The following is a 16,210-nucleotide window of genomic DNA, read 5'->3' on the forward strand; positions in this document are numbered from 1 at the left end:
GACCTGTGATTATATTCGTCACTGCCAAGATAAATATAATCAATTAAAACTTGATTTGTAAGCGTTTTTTCTTGTTTGCTTTTTCAGGATCGGCATCTTCTTTTTCTTGTTTATCCAGTACTGGTAATTTGAAGAGTACTCCCGCAAAAAACCAATAATATACAGCGACCGGATCAACGTCTAAAGGATAGTAGTAGGTGTTGTAACTAATAAACAATATAAACACCCACATAGATGCTCCGTAACTGCGGAAATTACGGTTTTTTATCGAGCGATAAGTCTTGAACGCCGTAAATGTCAGGACATTAGCTAAAGCGAAAAAACCCAACACACCAAAAATCCCCACCTCATATAAGACTTTTGGATAGTATGTCTCTACTAACTTGGTCTCACCTAATGCACGCGCCGAGTTAGTCGCTCGACCTAAGCCACTTCCTAAAGGGGTATCGACATTTTTCCAGTTTTCCTCAAATTGCTGAATAATAAAATCTTGCGGTGGAGAAGCATTCCAGCGAACCAAAAAACTATCCAGTCGCTCTTGGACAACTACAGGGTTAGTCACAACTGCAATTCCCAAAATCATCACCAGACCCACCCCAATAGGGATAAACCGTTTGAGGTTAGCAATTTGACCAGTGAGTAATAGCAGCATCACAAAGCAAGTGGGTACTAAGGCTAAAGCAATTCTCTGTCCAGAAATTACCGCATTCACAAAGATTAAAGCCAAAGAACCTAAACTTGTGAGCCGCCACAAAACCGACGGGTCAGAAAAACCTGTAGCAAAGGCAAAAAATGTGCTAGAAATTAAAAACCATGCCCATTGCCAAGGCGCAACAAATGTTCCGGGTAGGCGAATAATTCCTTGACTGGGGCTGTAGACTAAAGCTCCTCCAAAATAACATCGGGCTTCAAGTGTGGCTTTAAATAAAGCAGCACCTTCTAAATTTCTAGTACCTTCACAAATTCCCACTACTAATAGCAGATATTGTAAAAATCCCAGCCCACAGCAAATGATGATGAGGACAATCTGTAAGCGTGTTAACAACAGAAAATCTTTTTTATTACGGATTAGATAGTAAGCACAAGTAATTAAAGGCACATAACCTAAAAATACTTTTAAACCGAGAATTCCTAAGCCTATAGGTATTTCTTTAACTGGTGTTTGTAATAGTCCTACAGGTGGTGGGTTAAGTTGTTGTCCGCCATTGATAAACACCAAAGTTAATAAACTTGAAGCTAAGACAAAATACAAAGGAATTTTAATAGCTTGGGGGACAATGAAAGGTAGCTTCTGTGTGCGGCAAATTTGCCAAAGTGCGATCGCTGCTGGGACATAAAATGAATCTTTCGCTAATTGCAGAATCGGACTATTGCCAATGTAATAAGTGATTGTTCCCCCAAAGGGGACATAAATAATAAAGCCAATTAAAGCTTGACGGGGATATTTATAAGAAAAGGACATCACCAGAATCCCCAAGACAGCAGGTAATGCTGCCTTAATCCCGCCGACTAAAAATAACAAAAAGCCTAAAAATAAACCGCCAGAAAGGGATTTACTCAGCAAATCCATGAATTCTTTGCGGGCTTTAGTTGCTTGACGTTTTTGAGCTAACCTTTCTTGGAGGCTCAGAGTCGGGGCTTCCTTTGCAGGCTGCTTTTTTGAGTTTTTTGATTTTTGGAATTTTGATTTTACTTTTGCCATAGCAGCGCTTTAGCCTGTTAGCCCTTGTATAAAAAGTGCTGTTTGCTGAGTCAGAAATACTACTTTCTAGCCTCTAGTTTCCAAGCCCTTTTTCTTGGTTAATGATGGCTAATTACTTCAGCCCGAAAGCTAAAACCTGATAATAACATACATAAAGCTGGTGTCTAATGAGACTCAAAAACTTACTCAAGTGGATTATTCTTGGCGCACACCTCCAACTACTGGTCTAACTTGATTCGTAGAAAATGGGTCTGTACCACCAGTCCAATTAAAGTCACTAATGCGAATACTGAAGCCGCCCAACTCTAATACAGGATTGTAACGTAGGGTAATGCCATAGGTACGGCGGCTGTACTCCAAAATATAGTCGGTACTGGTTTCTCTTCCCGTATCCAAGTTAACTGAGGTTTGAAAACCGATGCGAAATGGCCCATAAATTTGTTGCACAATTCCGGCACTCAGGACTCTCACATCTACAGAACGGTCAAAGAAAAAAGGCGATAATCCGCTATTGAGACCTTGGGCGTAACTAATATTAAAGGCTGTGTAATCTAAAAAAGGACGAGAAAAATGGCCAATTTGTCCCAGTAATCCAACTGTACCAATTAAAGTGGTTTGGTCATCACCACTGGTGTAATAACTAGTAGTACCCCTCAGATTAGCCACCGCCCGTAAGTAGGGAACCACAGGATTACCTGTATAGCGCAATCCTTCGGTAGCCGTCGCTGGTAATGCCTTTCCTTGCCAGAGGTATACACCTGTGCTGAGAGCAGCACTGGCTTGCAGGCGACCTAAAGAGACTCGTTCAAAACCACGATCAGATCCATATATGTCTTGACGATCGCTATTGGCGTTAATATATTGTGCGCCTGCTTGATAGTCGAGGTAAATCCCACTTTTCCCCAAAGGAACAAGCGGAGAGGTAATAATTGCGCCCAAACTACTTTGGACAGTTTGAAAGCCCAGAGAACCGTTATATAAGCGATCGCGATAGGTATATTCCAAATTTAAAAGATGGGGATTGCGATCGCCCAACTGCTGTTGCAGCCGCACATTTGCCCGGAGATTTGAGTCTAATTGGCTCAAGTCAAAACTGGTTAATTCCCCAGAACCACGCAATGTGGTTTTTGGGCTTAAAGCAGCATTCACTCTACTTCTGACACCAAACAAAGACGCGGGATCACTAAAACCGCCCTGTGCTGCTTTCTGCACAAACAACTGCGGCGTGATGATCCAACGTGCTGTTTCTGTATTTATCGGTGTAAAACTCCGTTCCACGTATAAACCACCACGGTCATCGCCATCATAACCAGGAGACACAATTGCAGGCGTGACTTCTTGTTCTCGTCGGTCAATAGTTTGGTTATCTATTGGTATCGGTAAGCTAAGACCTTGATCAAATACCAAACGTTGACGTTCGGTTTTAATCCGGTCAATTAAGGGCGCTTGGCGTGTCAGGGTAACTTTACTCGCCCGTAATTCTAGTTCGGGCGGCGAAAATGGGTCATTTGTGAGGCGTACATCCCTAGCTTGCCAACCTCGCGGATAAAAATCAATGTGTCTGGCTTCAAACCGAACTCGTTTGACTTGTCCACCTTGTGGCGGTGTTGGCAAATTACTGGCGCTGCGACCACCGACAACCACATTCACTTCTCCCGGACTTCTCACATTTGTGAGTGGCTGATTAGCTCGAATGCGATCGCTTGGTGGTCTGAGTTGCAAACCAACAGGGGTGTTCTCAGCGGGTAAAAAGCCTAAATCTGTCGAAGATGTGGGGATATAAATTTCACCGCTACCATTTTCTAATTCCCCACTGTCTTGCAAGAAATTATAAGTAAAGCGTTGCCCACGCAACAATTGATCGCCTCTAGTCAGGGCCACATTACCTTCACCAACAGCAATTAAATTTGCTAAATTCACTTGTAGGCGATCGGCATCCACTACAGCCCCATCAAATCGCACAACTACATTACCTTCAGCCGTGACAATTCGTCGTTGCTCATCGTATTCTTGCCGATCGGAGATAACTTCGACAATTCTCGCCCTGACTACTGGTGTGGTTGTCGGGGATGATGGTTGGGCTGTTGGAGAACTAGGTGCAGCTTGAGTTGGTTGATTGGGTGATTTGAATTCTATATTTGTTGGGGTAGTCGATTCATTTGCCGGGCTACGAGATTTAAACTCGATAATATTTTGAACTGGCTGATTACTCGGTACGTCATCGCTAAAAGTACCAGAGAGATTGATATTTTCTGGTTTTTGTGGTGGCGCAGTAGTTGGTGTTGGGGATGCTGGTGGAGTTACTTTTTCCGCAACAACTTGTTCTGGTGATGGGAATTGTTGAACAGATGTTGGCTGAATAATTTTTTCAGTGACAACTTTTTTTGGTGATGGGAATTGCTGAATATTTGAGCCAGCTTGAGGCGGATTCTCACCACTTACATTCACTGTCTGAATGCCATAACCAACACCTAAAGGTTGTCCTAGAGTTGCAGCACTTCTAGATGAAGAAAAAGGAGAAAGTGCGGGTGGTAAAGTTTCTGGTGTATTGGGAGTGGGGATAGTTTTCGCAGTTCCTAAATTCTCGGTAGCCGATGCGATCGGTACTAACTGAGGCGTTGCATTTTTACTATCCGCAATTTTGGCACTTTGGGGCTTTTCGGGAATATTTTGGGTATCACTAACTGGATCTACAAATGCATGAATTTGGGTATGACCAACCGATGGCAAAGAATTTGTAGATTTTATCGGTTCAAGAACAGGAGGTGGTGCAGGCGGCAGAACTGGATGAAGCATATCTGGGCAAAAATAACCTAACAAATAGCCAACTAATAGCCGGAAAGATGAACTCACCTGTTGTCTTCCGACTTTTGCTTTCTGCCTACATGCAGCAAGCTGCTAAAAAGAGGAAATTGCATTGTCAAGGACAGTGCTTTGCCAAAATTCCCTTTGTTTGTCACAGAGGGTGGCTTCCTACTAGGTAGCAACTTTGCCATCAGCTAAACTCATGAAAAGCTAGTGTCTGTTGGAGTTGTCGAGGCAGTATGTTTCACCACGATTACTTTGTGTAGAAACCCAGTTACTGCGAAGGGAAACTCCGTTTTAGCCACTGGCTGCGGATTTTCCCTGTTGTAGCAACTGCCATTCAGTTTTAGGCGTAAAGCTTTCCCGTAGGATAGCAAGCAATTGTCCGTGACTTTGGGTGTTTTCCACCTTCCGGTAGTCGCGGATAATTTGTCTTGTTCTTACTCTAAATCCCGACGACCGGGGTTACGAGCAGGATCATTCGACAAGAATCCGAAGATAAAGATAGTGACAAAGAAGGCAACAACAATATAAACAGCGATTTTTAAAGTCAGCATAGAAATATCTCCAAAGGGGGTCGGAAAAAAGCTTCTCTCAGTATCTGCTATGCAGAAAAGATAGCTCCTTTATCTTACCCAAATCTTGTCTCGTTTTGAGCGGACTCTGTTGAGAGTGGAGGGCTATGTTATGACCACCCATAGAGTATGGCACAAGTTTGGATATTATCTCATACTGTGGTTTGTTTGATTCGTAGATGCCTGTGAGATGTAGTTGTTGACTGGCTAATCTTGTGACGTTAATTAATGCCAAAGGTTTCCTGAGTGTTTAGGGCGCGGGGGTATAGGTTTTCAAAACCCTTACACCCCAAACCCTTACACCCGGATTTCTCACCACACCTTTCAAAGCCTGCGCTTGTACAGGGGAGCAAGGGAACAGGGGGAAATGAAAGTAACCTCTCCCCTGCCCCTCTGCCCCATCAAACGCCTGAAGCTTTTGAGAAATGCGGGTTACACTTTCAAACCAGCCCTAGCTTGAATATATTCTTCTAGTTCAATTTTCACTGGTACAGCATTCCAGATTTCTTGACAATATTCTAAGATGGCTCGGTCAGAAGAGAATTTGCCCATACGTGCTGCATTGAGAATTGACATCCGTGTCCAGTGTTCTTGGTCTTGGTAAGCTTGATTTACCTGATCTTGGGAGTCAATGTATGACTGGTAATCGGCAAACAGCATATAGGGATCGTGGTACAAGAGCGAGTCTACTAACGGGCGGAAAAGATTAGTATCACCATGAGAGAAAAATCCAGAACTGATCAGGTCAATGACTTCTCTGAGTTGAGTGTTGTTATTGTAATAGTCCCAAGGGTTATAACCTTTGGATTTTAAATCGTACACTTCTTCAGTTGTTAATCCAAACAAGAAGAAGTTTTCTGCTCCCACTTCTTCGCGGATTTCGATATTCGCACCATCCAGTGTGCCAATAGTTAGCGCCCCATTCATGGCAAATTTCATATTGCCAGTACCAGAAGCTTCTTTACCAGCGGTGGAGATTTGTTCAGAAAGGTCGGCGGCTGGGTACACTCGTTGACCAAATCTTACATTGTAATCAGGTAAGAATACTACTTTTAGGCGATCGCGCACATCGGGATCATTATTCACCACATCACCAACAGAGTTGATCAGTTTAATGATCAATTTGGCAATGAAATAGCCAGGTGCAGCTTTACCACCAAAAATAAATGTGCGGGGTGTAATTTCAATGTTGGGATTTTCTTTGATGCGTTTGTAGAGCGTAATGATGTGCAGCACATTCAAATGTTGTCGCTTGTACTCATGTAATCGCTTCACCTGCACATCAAATAGTGATTCGGGATTGACTTCAATTCCGTGGTTTTCTCGAATATATGCTGCCAAATAGCTCTTAATGTCTTGTTTGGTTTGTCGCCATTCCCGACAAAACTCAGCATCTTCCACAAAGGCTTCGAGTTGCTTGAGATCCTCTAGATGACTAATCCAATTTGCCCCAATTTTACGCGTGATCAAGTTAGCTAGTAGGGGATTACTTACTACTATCCAACGCCGTGGTGTGACTCCATTGGTTTTGTTGCTGAATTTCTCTGGCCAAAGTTCGTGAAAATCGCCCAGCACATCCTGCTTGAGTAACTCTGTATGTAGGGCTGCAACACCATTAATTGCATGAGAACCCACACTAGCTAAGTTCGCCATACGAATATACTTTTCACCACTTTCATCAATTAATGATAGGCGTGCGAGGCGATCGCTATCGTTGGGATATTTAGCACGCACTTGACCTAAGAAACGCTGGTTGATTTCATAGATAATTTGCAGATGTCTGGGGAGTAAATTCTTAAATAGGCTTAAAGACCATTTTTCTAGAGCCTCTGGTAACAGTGTATGGTTAGTGTAACCAAAGGTGTTTTGGGTGATTTGCCAAGCCTGATCCCACTCGATTTCATACTCATCGACCAACAGCCGCATTAATTCTGCCACACCGATGGATGGGTGGGTGTCATTGAGTTGTACCGCAAAGGACTGATGAAAGGTGTCTAAGCTCTCGCCTTTTTGCAAGTGCAGCCGAATCATGTCTTGCAAAGAACAAGAAACAAAGAAATACTGTTGTTCTAACCGCAGTTCTTTGCCTTTGATCAACTCATCATTCGGATAAAGAACTTTGGTAATATTTTCGGAAACTACCTTTCTGTTGACTGCACCGTAGTAGTCACCAACGTTAAACGCTTGGAATTCAAAAGACTCAGGAGCTTCAGCTTTCCACAAACGTAAGGTATTAACAGTGTTAACGTTATACCCTGTGATGGGTGTATCGTAGGGGACACCCTTCACAACTTTATCGGGAATCCAACGCACCCGATAGCGACACTTTTCATCATAATAAGCTTCGGTGCGCCCGCCAAACTTGACTTCTATGGTTTCCTCTAGACGGGGAATTTCCCAAGGGTTGCCTAAACGCAGCCATTTATCAGTAATTTCTACTTGCCAACCGTCTCGAATTTCTTGGTCAAAGATGCCAAATTCGTAGCGAATTCCATAGCCAATGGCGGGAATTTCTAAAGTTGACAGGGAGTCCATATAACAGGCTGCAAGACGACCTAAGCCGCCATTACCTAGTCCTGGTTCTTCTTCAATTTCCCGTAATTGGACAAAATCTAGCCCAGATTCCTCGACTACTTGGCGCACTAAATCATAAATTCCCAAATTGACCAAGTTATTACTCAAATGTGGCCCCAAGAGGAATTCTGCTGAGAGATAACTGACAACTTTGACACCTTTTTTTGTGTAGACTTCAGTGGTTTTGAACCAACGTTGCAACATCCGATCGCGCACTGTATAAGCTAAAGCCATGTAATAATCATTGGGCGTTGCTGTAGCTGGGTACTTGCCTTGAATGTAAAAAAGATTATCAGCCAGGGCGCGTTTGATGGTTTCTTTACTTAAACCAGTGCGATCGTCTTCAAATTCACATTGAAATATTGGAGCTTGCTCAAATGTGGTCATAATTATTTCCTATGGAGAATAGAGAGTAGGCAAATCAGAACTCCTGACTTAGCACTTAGCCCTAAGTCATCACAGTTGGTTCTCGTCCCGTTAGTTCTCAAAGCTGAACTACTTCTTCAGCAAAAGTAATGAAACAAGCAAGTACTGATTGGGGATCAAGGTTATGTTCTGCGGGTTGGCTCGTAGCTTACTCAATAAACTCTTGGGATTCCACCTTGAGTACCTGTACCGGAAAGTTGCATCACAATGCGAGAACCATCGGTAAAGCCAATGCGAATACCCTGTTTTTGACTAAGGCTGTCATCAACAGGGTATGTATAACTTAAGTCATGGTTATTCTACGGCTTTGTTTTCTCAAGGAAAAAAAAGACACACTTTTCTTTAGATGAGGTGGTAATTATGTCCAAGAAATTTCTACACCTCTCTCCGATAATGGTTGATTCATCCGATTTTTGATGACTCGTGCAGGTACACCGATGGCCACGGAGAATGGGGGAATATCTTTAGTGACGACTGCGCCTGCGCCAATCACACTACCTTCACCGATAGTTACGCCATCTAATACCGTAACTCCATGCCCCAACCAACAATCATCAGCAATGACAATTCCTTGACGAGTAATACCTTGAGATTTAATTGGTTCTAGGGGATTAGAAAAATTGTGATTGTTAGCATATATGCCTGAGTGGGCGGCAATCAGACACCGTTTGCCAATTGTAATGTCTCCTGGGCCAGCTATACATACGTCAGGGCCGATAAAGGTTTCTTCGTCGATGTAGATGGATGTGTTGTCTAAACACCCGATATCAACGTTACGTTCTATCGCTACCCCACGACTCAAATAAATTTTGTTATTTGAGTGTCCTTGAGCATCTATTCGCACACCTTTAAAGATATGCACCTCTTTACCAATGCCAATCCGATCAGTTCCGAGAAATTCCACGCCATTTTGAATATAAACTGAGCTATCTAACTGAGCAAAAATACGGCGATATAATAAACTCCGAAGTTTTGTTCCCAAGGCAAGGGTAGGAATATCTCCTAACAAGGTGGTGAGCAGCAATTCCTTGAAGCGTTGGGATTTAGCAAAATATTTTTGGTTACTCATGACTGCTTATCTCTGAGACGAGTTTGTGTTGATTGAATTGAAGATGGGTATTTTTGGGTAGTGCTGCTTATTGGGAATTGCTCACGTTATTTTTTGGGAATAATTGAGCTAAAAGTTATCAATATTTTTTGATATTTTTGGGAAAATTTAGCAGGGTAAAAGCTGTATTCGCTGAAATTTGCAATCTTTTTATGTGGGGGCGATCGCCTAAGAAACGACTTAGAAAAATACCAATGAAGTTTGGCGTTTCCATCGTTAAGTAAGCAAGATAAAATTATTGCGCTGAAATGTTTTCCAGCCATTATCTAGATTGCCCTATCAAACCTCAGACTATGAAATAGTTTGAGTGGCTTGATATAGATTGTTCCTCAAGCTGCTATAGGTAATTTTTCCCATAAAAAACTTCACAAGCACAAGCTTTTTCAACAACAATATATGTTTGATTGATGAAACTCAAAATTTGCTGCGGATTTTTGATCAATCAAAATTTTATGTTGCTGCCTATTGTGTTGTTATTCTTAAGCCAATTAAATTTTACTAAGGTGGAGTATCACCAACTTCAGCCATCACATTAAAATTTACCATCGGTGCAAACAAGTAAGCGCTTCCCCGACTGCAATGACGACTTTCTTGCAATAAATTTTTAGAGTATGCGGCTACGCTCATTTGGCACACAGATGATTTACAACTTAACCAAGTCACGATTTCATTTAGATGGGTGGCTTTTCATAATAGTTGCCTCCCAGAATAACACATTTTATTTTTGATGGATCACTCCCAAGTAGGAAGTTATTCACAATATAATTAATTGCCAGAGATTGGTAGTTTAAACAACATTCATTTCCGAATAAATAGCAGGATATAAAATTTGATTGGCGTTATCAAAATCACCTTTAGATAAGAGAAAAACTTTCACTATAACCGCTTGGCTATTTGATATTGACTACACTAGTAAAAATTTAAGTTTTTTTATAGAATTGTTGTAGGTCAAGAAAAACATAGCAGGTATACAAGTAAGTGAATGATATCTGCGCTACTATTGAACAGTTATATTTCTCAGCAGTAGATTATAACCCTGTTCCCTTCATCAAGGAACGTTATTTACTGAACCCTATTGATCCATAACTATAATCTCAAAAATATAAATCACCCGATCAGGTGAGCCAAATGGACGATGCGTGTAGGATCTCCGCCATTATAAATTTTGAAATCTAGAGAAAATACATGCTCTTAGTAGGAATCCTCACAAGAAGACCAAATTTACAGACTAAGCTCTTCTAAATTAACTGCCACACTTGGTTGAAATTATGGTTGAAATTAAACAAATCGTCCAGCAAGCTTTTAGAACTGGTTATTTAAGTATCGCCGAGCAAAACCAGATACAAGTTTTACTACGGCAAGATTATGACTCAGAAGACTTGGATGCTTTTATTATTTTGCAGCGAGCGATCGCCTCTGGTGAGGTTCAGCAAGAGTTAAAACACCGACAAGCTACTTCTGTCTCTCACCACAAGGATAGCGCATCTAATATAAAACTTGCTTATAAGATAGCCGCAGATCTGGCCTATGCAGCGGCGATGACTCTGACAATGCCAAAAAATCCACAAGATCAGCCTTCTTTAGGAAGTTAAATATTGAAACTCAACTACTAACCTCTCTGTTCTGCCTAGAATAGGGAGTTTTTGTGTGATGCTTTTGACCGATGGATAAATAATCAACTGCGTCAATTATTAAATTTTCCTCACTCAGCCGACACTCAAGGAGAACACGGAAAAGCACAAAGATGCTTGGCACAAGATTTAGCCATAATTCTCATCTAAGTTTTTAATACTTAACAAAGTCAGCAGTACTTTACAAACACAGTATAAAGAATTGGCAGCATTGCATCAAGAAGGTAAACAATAACCATAGCTGAACTTGGAGAATTGCTAACCTATGCAGCCAATTCGCACTTTTAATGTGTCGCCGTCACTACCGCCGCGCCTGGAACCACTGCGGCGGCTGGCGTATAACTTACATTGGGATTGGAATGTTGAAACTAAAGATTTATTTCGCCGCTTAGACACAGATTTGTGGGAATCTAGCCGTCATAACCCAGTGTTAATGCTAGGTACCATCTCTCAAGCACGGCTTTTAGAGGTAGTTGAAGATGACGGCTTTTTAGCGCAAATGGATCGCGCCGCCCGTCAGTTGGAAGATTATCTCCAAGAAGGAACTTGGTATCAGAAACAACGTAGTCAAAAGCCTAAAGAATGCTACGCCTATTTTTCGGCTGAGTTTGGCTTAGTTGACTGTTTACCGGTTTATTCTGGTGGCTTGGGTGTTCTGGCTGGTGATCATTTAAAATCTGCCAGTGACTTAGGGCTACCACTAGTGGGTGTTGGCTTGCTCTATCAACAAGGGTATTTTGCCCAATATCTCAATGCTGATGGCTGGCAACAAGAGCGCTACCCCATCAACGATTTTTATAATATGCCCTTGCATTTAGAACGCAATCCTGACGGTTCAGAATTGCAGATTGCCGTTGATTATCCGGGGCGCAAGGTATACGCCAGAGTGTGGCGGGTACAGGTGGGTATGGTGCCTTTATATATGTTAGACACCAATATCGAACCCAATAACCAATACGATCACGACATTACAGATCAGCTGTATGGTGGTGATATCGATATGCGTATCCACCAAGAAATCATGTTGGGGATCGGTGGTGTGCAGATGCTCAAAGCTCTGGGCTATGATGTCACTGCTTATCACATGAATGAAGGCCATGCTGCCTTCTCGGCTTTAGAACGCATCCGGCTGTTAATTCAAGAAGATGGTTTGAGTTATGCCCAAGCTAAACAGGTAGTGATGTCTAGCAACATTTTTACGACTCACACACCTGTACCAGCGGGGATTGACTTGTTCCCTCCCGATAAAATTTTGTATTATTTGGGATACTATGCAGATATCTTTGGTTTACCCAAAGAGCAATTTTTAGGATTGGGGCGAGAAAATACCGGCGATTTATCTGCACCGTTTAGTATGGCAGTGCTGGCGTTGAAAATGGCGACATTTTCTAACGGGGTGGCGCAGCTGCATGGTGTGGTGTCGCGGCAGATGTTCCAAGGTTTGTGGAAGAAAGTCCCAGTCGAAGAAGTCCCAATCACCGCTATTACTAACGGTGTTCACGCGCGTAGTTGTGTGGCTAAATCAACTCAAGAGTTGTACGATCGCTACTTAGGGCCAAACTGGTCGTCAGTACCACCAGAGAACCAACTGTGGGAGCGGATGGAAGCTATTCCTGATCAGGAGTTGTGGCGCAATCACGAACGCTGCCGCTTGGATATGGTACTGTACGTGCGGGAGCATTTAGTTAAACATTTACGCGATCGCGGTGCTTCGGCTTCGGAAATCGCCCAAGCCCAAGAAGTATTAGATCCATACGTTTTAACCATTGGTTTTGCCCGACGGTTTGCTACTTATAAACGTGCTACCCTGTGGATGCGCGATTTAGAACGCATTAAACACATCTTGCTTGGTGATAAAACCCGTAAAGTCCAATTTGTGATTGCTGGTAAAGCCCACCCTAAAGATATTCCGGGAAAAGAACTGATTCGTGATATCAATCACTTTATCCGCGAACACCATTTAGAAAAACAAGTTGTTTTTGTTCCTAACTACGATATTCATATTGCTCGGTTAATGGTAGCAGGGTGCGATATCTGGTTGAACACACCCCGCCGTCCACGGGAAGCGTCCGGTACTAGCGGGATGAAAGCCGCGATGAATGGATTGCCCAATTTAAGTGTTTTAGATGGTTGGTGGGATGAAGCTGATTACGTCCGCACCGGGTGGGCGATTGGACACGGCGAAAATTACGAAGATCCCAATTATCAGGATGAAGTGGAAGCTAACGCGCTCTACGATTTGTTAGAGAAAGAAGTTGTGCCTCTATTTTATGACCACCGCGATGAGGATGGTCTACCCCGGCCTTGGGTTGCCAAAATGAAAGATGCAATTCGCTTGAACTGTCCGTTCTTTAATACAGCGCGGATGGTACGGGATTATGCTCAACAGGCTTATTTCCCCGCGAGCGATCGCTGTCATACTCTCATTACTGATAATTACGCCCCAGCTAAGGAATTAGCTGCGTGGAAAGCTAAACTCAGCGATCACTGGTTTAATTTGAGAATCAAAGATATTGATGTCTCCGTAGGTACAGATATTGAGGTTAACCAAAGCGTTGCTGTCAAGGCCAAAGTTGATTTAGCAACTTTGAGTCAAGATGATATCCAAGTGGAATTATATCAAGGTGTAATCGATGCCAATGGTGAAATCGTCAATGCGACACCAGTAGTCATGGATTACCAAGGCCAAGATGATCAAGGCTTGAGTGTCTACACGGCAGATATCATCTACACCACCTCTGGTTTTCAAGGTTTGTCCTTGCGTGTATTACCCAAGCACCCCAACTTGTCTAATGCTTATGAACCAAGATTGATTGCTTGGGCGGAATAGAAGGCAAAAGTCTTCCTTTTTACTTTTACCTTTTATTTGGGATGACAATGTAACCTGTGGTGCGATCGCCTAATACTAAGTTACGTTGTTCTCCCCAATACCACCAGTGTGCAGCAACATAAGCGCAGATTAAACTATCGAGTTTATCTTCAATCGCTTTCAGTGCTGCACCCGTGGTAGGTAAAAGAAAAAAATCAAAAGGAAAAAGATCAGGTTGTTGTGTCGTTAGCGTTCGATTCAATTTGAGACTAGGTTCGAGAGTTGGTAAAACTTCCATAATATATTCATAGAGTTTGATTAATTCCAGGCGACGCTCATTGATGCGTCCTTTTTTGTATTTGAGAATGCGTTCTAACCCAAATAAATGCACTATGGCTGGGTGAGGAAAAACTTCTATTTGATATTTACCAAGTTCTTTGGCTTCTATGGTTGGTGCATGAGCAAAACCACGCGATTCTAATTCTAAGCCAAAATTAATTGTCCGGTCGGCAAAGGGTAAATTTTGATTTGCGGGATAGCAGCCAGCGTGATATTTACCGAAGTATTTATGACTGAGTTTATCGGGGAGGCGGCTACCTGTGGCGTTAGGAATGAGAGTCGGTGCGTCAACAGCAATGATGGCTGGTTCTTCTGGTTGTACCCAGGTATCTAGCCAATTTAAAATTTGGGCGATCGCATCTTGGCGATCTAAATCGATTAATTGCAACTGTCCATCTATTAATTCTAAACAGCATAAGCCACTTGGTTGCGATTTCCAACCTAAATCAATCCCAATAAATTTCATTTAGATATAACTAATTACTGTCTAACTCAAAATATATCCATCTCTAATTTTAATACTATTAGACGAAAACTTTGATATGCGTAGTTTTTTTATATCTTGTACCATTCTCAATAACTGTAGTTGGCAATTTATACAACGCAAAATTAGATTTTAAGTAAGAATTCAGCACCCAGGAGTCAGAAGCCAGAATTGAGAAATATCTATAGAATTCGCAAATTAATTCATCACATATTTCTTCTTATTCTTTAACCATTCTGACTCCTGAATACTTACGATTTTAATTAGATTTTTAGCATTGCTCACCTGATTTTAATTGCCCTAAATTAGCTAGTGCAAGATGTAATTTTACACCTTTATCACTGAATAATATCTACAAGTAAACAGAGAGATAAATATATATCTCTCTGTTCCATTAACTTAATTTTTTAGAGAACAAAAGAGACTTTCCAACTTGCTCAAAATTCAATTACTTTTGAGAAGTTATCAAAATCTTATTAATCTTGGGTTTGAGAACCTTCTCCGCCTCCACAACTTTGCCCAGGTAAACAAAAGGCAAATGGGGTTACTGTAATGATACTACCTACAGCTAGACGTAATATCGGTTGCGATGCAATTACTGGTGATGGCGATTGCGATGGCGTTTCGGGTGATGATTCTACTGGCGATGATCCTTGAGTGGGTTCTTCACTACGACCATAATATCTACATCCACCAGCTAGAAATTGCTGTTTTTCCGTAGATAAATCCACAAGTAAATCGGATACACTTGTTTGTAATAACATAATCTTGACCTCACTTACTTGACACAGGTATGTGTTAATTACCTATGCTTCTGTTATAAACTGATTGATGCAGTTTAAAATTATTCTTTAGTTATAAAAAAATAGTTTAAAATTCTATCTTGAGATATTGCACAAAAAAGTTTTAGCTTATAATTACGGAATTAAAAAATATTAATTGATGATTTTTGCATAAACAATATAATTAACGTGCGCCGCGAACAGAGACACACGTTAGTTTTTGAATATGTGTAAAGGAGTTAAGTTAGTTCTAGCCGTCCACGATAGCCGGTGACAATACGGCTACCATCCTTGAGAATGTGGATTTCGATTTGGTCACTCGCCCAAGTAATTTGGTCAGCTAAAGCTGGGTTAAAGACATTCACCCGTTGATTACTGGAAGAAACAGGGGAGTTGGGAGAATTAATCGCCAGAGATTCGACAAATGGCCCATCAATTAATATATCTAACTGTTCTAATAATTCTTGAGAACCTGGAGGTGCAGAGTCAGACTGGAGTTGCTTGAGGGTAAAACCAGTGAAAGACATAACATTTAAACCAGCAGCTTTCAGTTTACGTGCTAAAGCGGCCAGTGCAGATGCTTGCCAAAAAGGTTCACCGCCAGAGAAAGTTACGCCTGTGTTTTGTGGTTTACTGAGTATTTGCTCGGCGAGGGTATCGATAGAAATCAGTTGGTTAATTTCAAATGGCCAAGACTCAGGATTAAAGCAACCAGGACATTCACGGGGACAACCTTGTACCCAAACAACAGCACGACAACCAGGGCCATTGACTTCTGACTCGTCAATATAGCCCATAATGTTGAGGTAGCCAAGGGGAATTTCTGGAAGTGTTGGCGATGGGCGAGTTGGTTGAGTTTCCATCTGTTTCCTCCGGTGCTGAAATTATCCAATACTCGTGATATTCTGATCACAATTGCGCGGTGCGATCGCGGTCAAAATCTTTATGAAAGCAATTATCGCTACAAGTTACTTG

12 protein-coding genes are annotated in these 16,210 nt (G+C 41.9%); 3 read left to right on the forward strand and 9 right to left on the reverse strand.

The genetic code is table 11. From position 1 onward, the window contains the following. Positions 1-43 precede the first annotated feature (43 nt). The 6 genes from hpsL to IQ244_RS32925 form a co-directional block, all read right to left on the reverse strand. Positions 44-1,702 carry a hormogonium polysaccharide biosynthesis protein HpsL gene (gene hpsL / locus IQ244_RS04485; RefSeq protein ID WP_193890240.1) on the reverse strand — a complete coding sequence of 553 codons (1,659 nt, stop codon included), beginning with the start codon at positions 1,700-1,702 and terminating at the stop codon, positions 44-46. Between the two features lie 195 nt (positions 1,703-1,897). Continuing rightward, the gene (locus tag IQ244_RS04490; protein WP_193890380.1) at positions 1,898-4,498 is read right to left on the reverse strand and encodes a DUF3769 domain-containing protein; all 2,601 of its coding nucleotides are present in this window, start codon (positions 4,496-4,498) and stop codon (positions 1,898-1,900) included. 449 nt (positions 4,499-4,947) lie between these two features. After that, complete coding sequence (locus tag IQ244_RS04495; RefSeq protein WP_041566417.1) at positions 4,948-5,064, reverse strand: photosystem II reaction center protein I; 117 nt, start codon at positions 5,062-5,064, stop codon at positions 4,948-4,950. 450 nt (positions 5,065-5,514) lie between these two features. Further along, complete coding sequence (locus IQ244_RS04500) at positions 5,515-8,043, reverse strand: glycogen/starch/alpha-glucan phosphorylase (RefSeq protein WP_193890242.1); 2,529 nt, start codon at positions 8,041-8,043, stop codon at positions 5,515-5,517. A 397-nt stretch (positions 8,044-8,440) separates the two neighbouring features. After that, positions 8,441-9,151 carry an acyltransferase gene (locus IQ244_RS04505; protein ID WP_193890244.1) on the reverse strand — a complete coding sequence of 237 codons (711 nt, stop codon included), beginning with the start codon at positions 9,149-9,151 and terminating at the stop codon, positions 8,441-8,443. A gap of 537 nt (positions 9,152-9,688) precedes the next feature. Beyond that, positions 9,689-9,817 carry a hypothetical protein gene (locus tag IQ244_RS32925; protein ID WP_265578900.1) on the reverse strand — a complete coding sequence of 43 codons (129 nt, stop codon included), beginning with the start codon at positions 9,815-9,817 and terminating at the stop codon, positions 9,689-9,691. 641 nt (positions 9,818-10,458) lie between these two features. On the opposite strand from IQ244_RS32925, the gene IQ244_RS04510 reads away from it, so the two are divergent. The 3 genes from IQ244_RS04510 to glgP all read left to right on the forward strand — a co-directional run bounded on the left by IQ244_RS04510 (position 10,459) and on the right by glgP (position 13,651). Then, positions 10,459-10,782, forward strand: a complete 324-nt coding sequence (locus tag IQ244_RS04510; protein WP_193890246.1) for a hypothetical protein — start codon at positions 10,459-10,461, stop codon at positions 10,780-10,782. Positions 10,783-10,833: 51 nt separating this feature from the next. Next, the gene (locus IQ244_RS04515) at positions 10,834-10,971 is read left to right on the forward strand and encodes a hypothetical protein (RefSeq protein ID WP_193890248.1); all 138 of its coding nucleotides are present in this window, start codon (positions 10,834-10,836) and stop codon (positions 10,969-10,971) included. 115 nt (positions 10,972-11,086) lie between these two features. Continuing rightward, positions 11,087-13,651 carry an alpha-glucan family phosphorylase gene (gene glgP, locus IQ244_RS04520; protein ID WP_193890250.1) on the forward strand — a complete coding sequence of 855 codons (2,565 nt, stop codon included), beginning with the start codon at positions 11,087-11,089 and terminating at the stop codon, positions 13,649-13,651. 25 nt (positions 13,652-13,676) lie between these two features. Here the strand turns inward: glgP and IQ244_RS04525 are convergent, their stop codons facing one another. The 3 genes from IQ244_RS04525 to IQ244_RS04535 all read right to left on the reverse strand — a co-directional run bounded on the left by IQ244_RS04525 (position 13,677) and on the right by IQ244_RS04535 (position 16,098). Beyond that, on the reverse strand, positions 13,677-14,435 hold the full coding sequence (locus IQ244_RS04525; protein ID WP_193890252.1) for a DUF429 domain-containing protein: 759 nt from the start codon (positions 14,433-14,435) through the stop codon (positions 13,677-13,679). Positions 14,436-14,929: 494 nt separating this feature from the next. Continuing rightward, positions 14,930-15,217 (reverse strand): hypothetical protein, encoded by a 288-nt coding sequence (locus IQ244_RS04530; protein WP_193890254.1) that lies wholly within the window; start codon positions 15,215-15,217, stop codon positions 14,930-14,932. A gap of 257 nt (positions 15,218-15,474) precedes the next feature. After that, positions 15,475-16,098 carry a 4Fe-4S single cluster domain-containing protein gene (locus IQ244_RS04535; protein ID WP_193890256.1) on the reverse strand — a complete coding sequence of 208 codons (624 nt, stop codon included), beginning with the start codon at positions 16,096-16,098 and terminating at the stop codon, positions 15,475-15,477. Positions 16,099-16,210: the final 112 nt, after the last annotated feature.

It is taken from the genome of Nostoc sp. LEGE 06077, from assembly GCF_015207705.1.
Lineage (GTDB): Bacteria > Cyanobacteriota > Cyanobacteriia > Cyanobacteriales > Nostocaceae > Nostoc_B.

Coding starts and splice junctions, on each gene's coding strand:
- IQ244_RS32925 (WP_265578900.1), bottom strand. CDS start 9,817: ATGAGCGTAGCCGCATACTCTAAAAATTTATTGCAAGAAAGTCGTCAT.
- IQ244_RS04500 (WP_193890242.1), bottom strand. CDS start 8,043: ATGACCACATTTGAGCAAGCTCCAATATTTCAATGTGAATTTGAAGAC.
- IQ244_RS04495 (WP_041566417.1), bottom strand. CDS start 5,064: ATGCTGACTTTAAAAATCGCTGTTTATATTGTTGTTGCCTTCTTTGTC.
- IQ244_RS04525 (WP_193890252.1), bottom strand. CDS start 14,435: ATGAAATTTATTGGGATTGATTTAGGTTGGAAATCGCAACCAAGTGGC.
- IQ244_RS04505 (WP_193890244.1), bottom strand. CDS start 9,151: ATGAGTAACCAAAAATATTTTGCTAAATCCCAACGCTTCAAGGAATTG.
- glgP (WP_193890250.1), top strand. CDS start 11,087: ATGCAGCCAATTCGCACTTTTAATGTGTCGCCGTCACTACCGCCGCGC.
- IQ244_RS04490 (WP_193890380.1), bottom strand. CDS start 4,498: ATGCTTCATCCAGTTCTGCCGCCTGCACCACCTCCTGTTCTTGAACCG.
- IQ244_RS04530 (WP_193890254.1), bottom strand. CDS start 15,217: ATGTTATTACAAACAAGTGTATCCGATTTACTTGTGGATTTATCTACG.
- IQ244_RS04535 (WP_193890256.1), bottom strand. CDS start 16,098: ATGGAAACTCAACCAACTCGCCCATCGCCAACACTTCCAGAAATTCCC.
- hpsL (WP_193890240.1), bottom strand. CDS start 1,702: ATGGCAAAAGTAAAATCAAAATTCCAAAAATCAAAAAACTCAAAAAAG.
- IQ244_RS04510 (WP_193890246.1), top strand. CDS start 10,459: ATGGTTGAAATTAAACAAATCGTCCAGCAAGCTTTTAGAACTGGTTAT.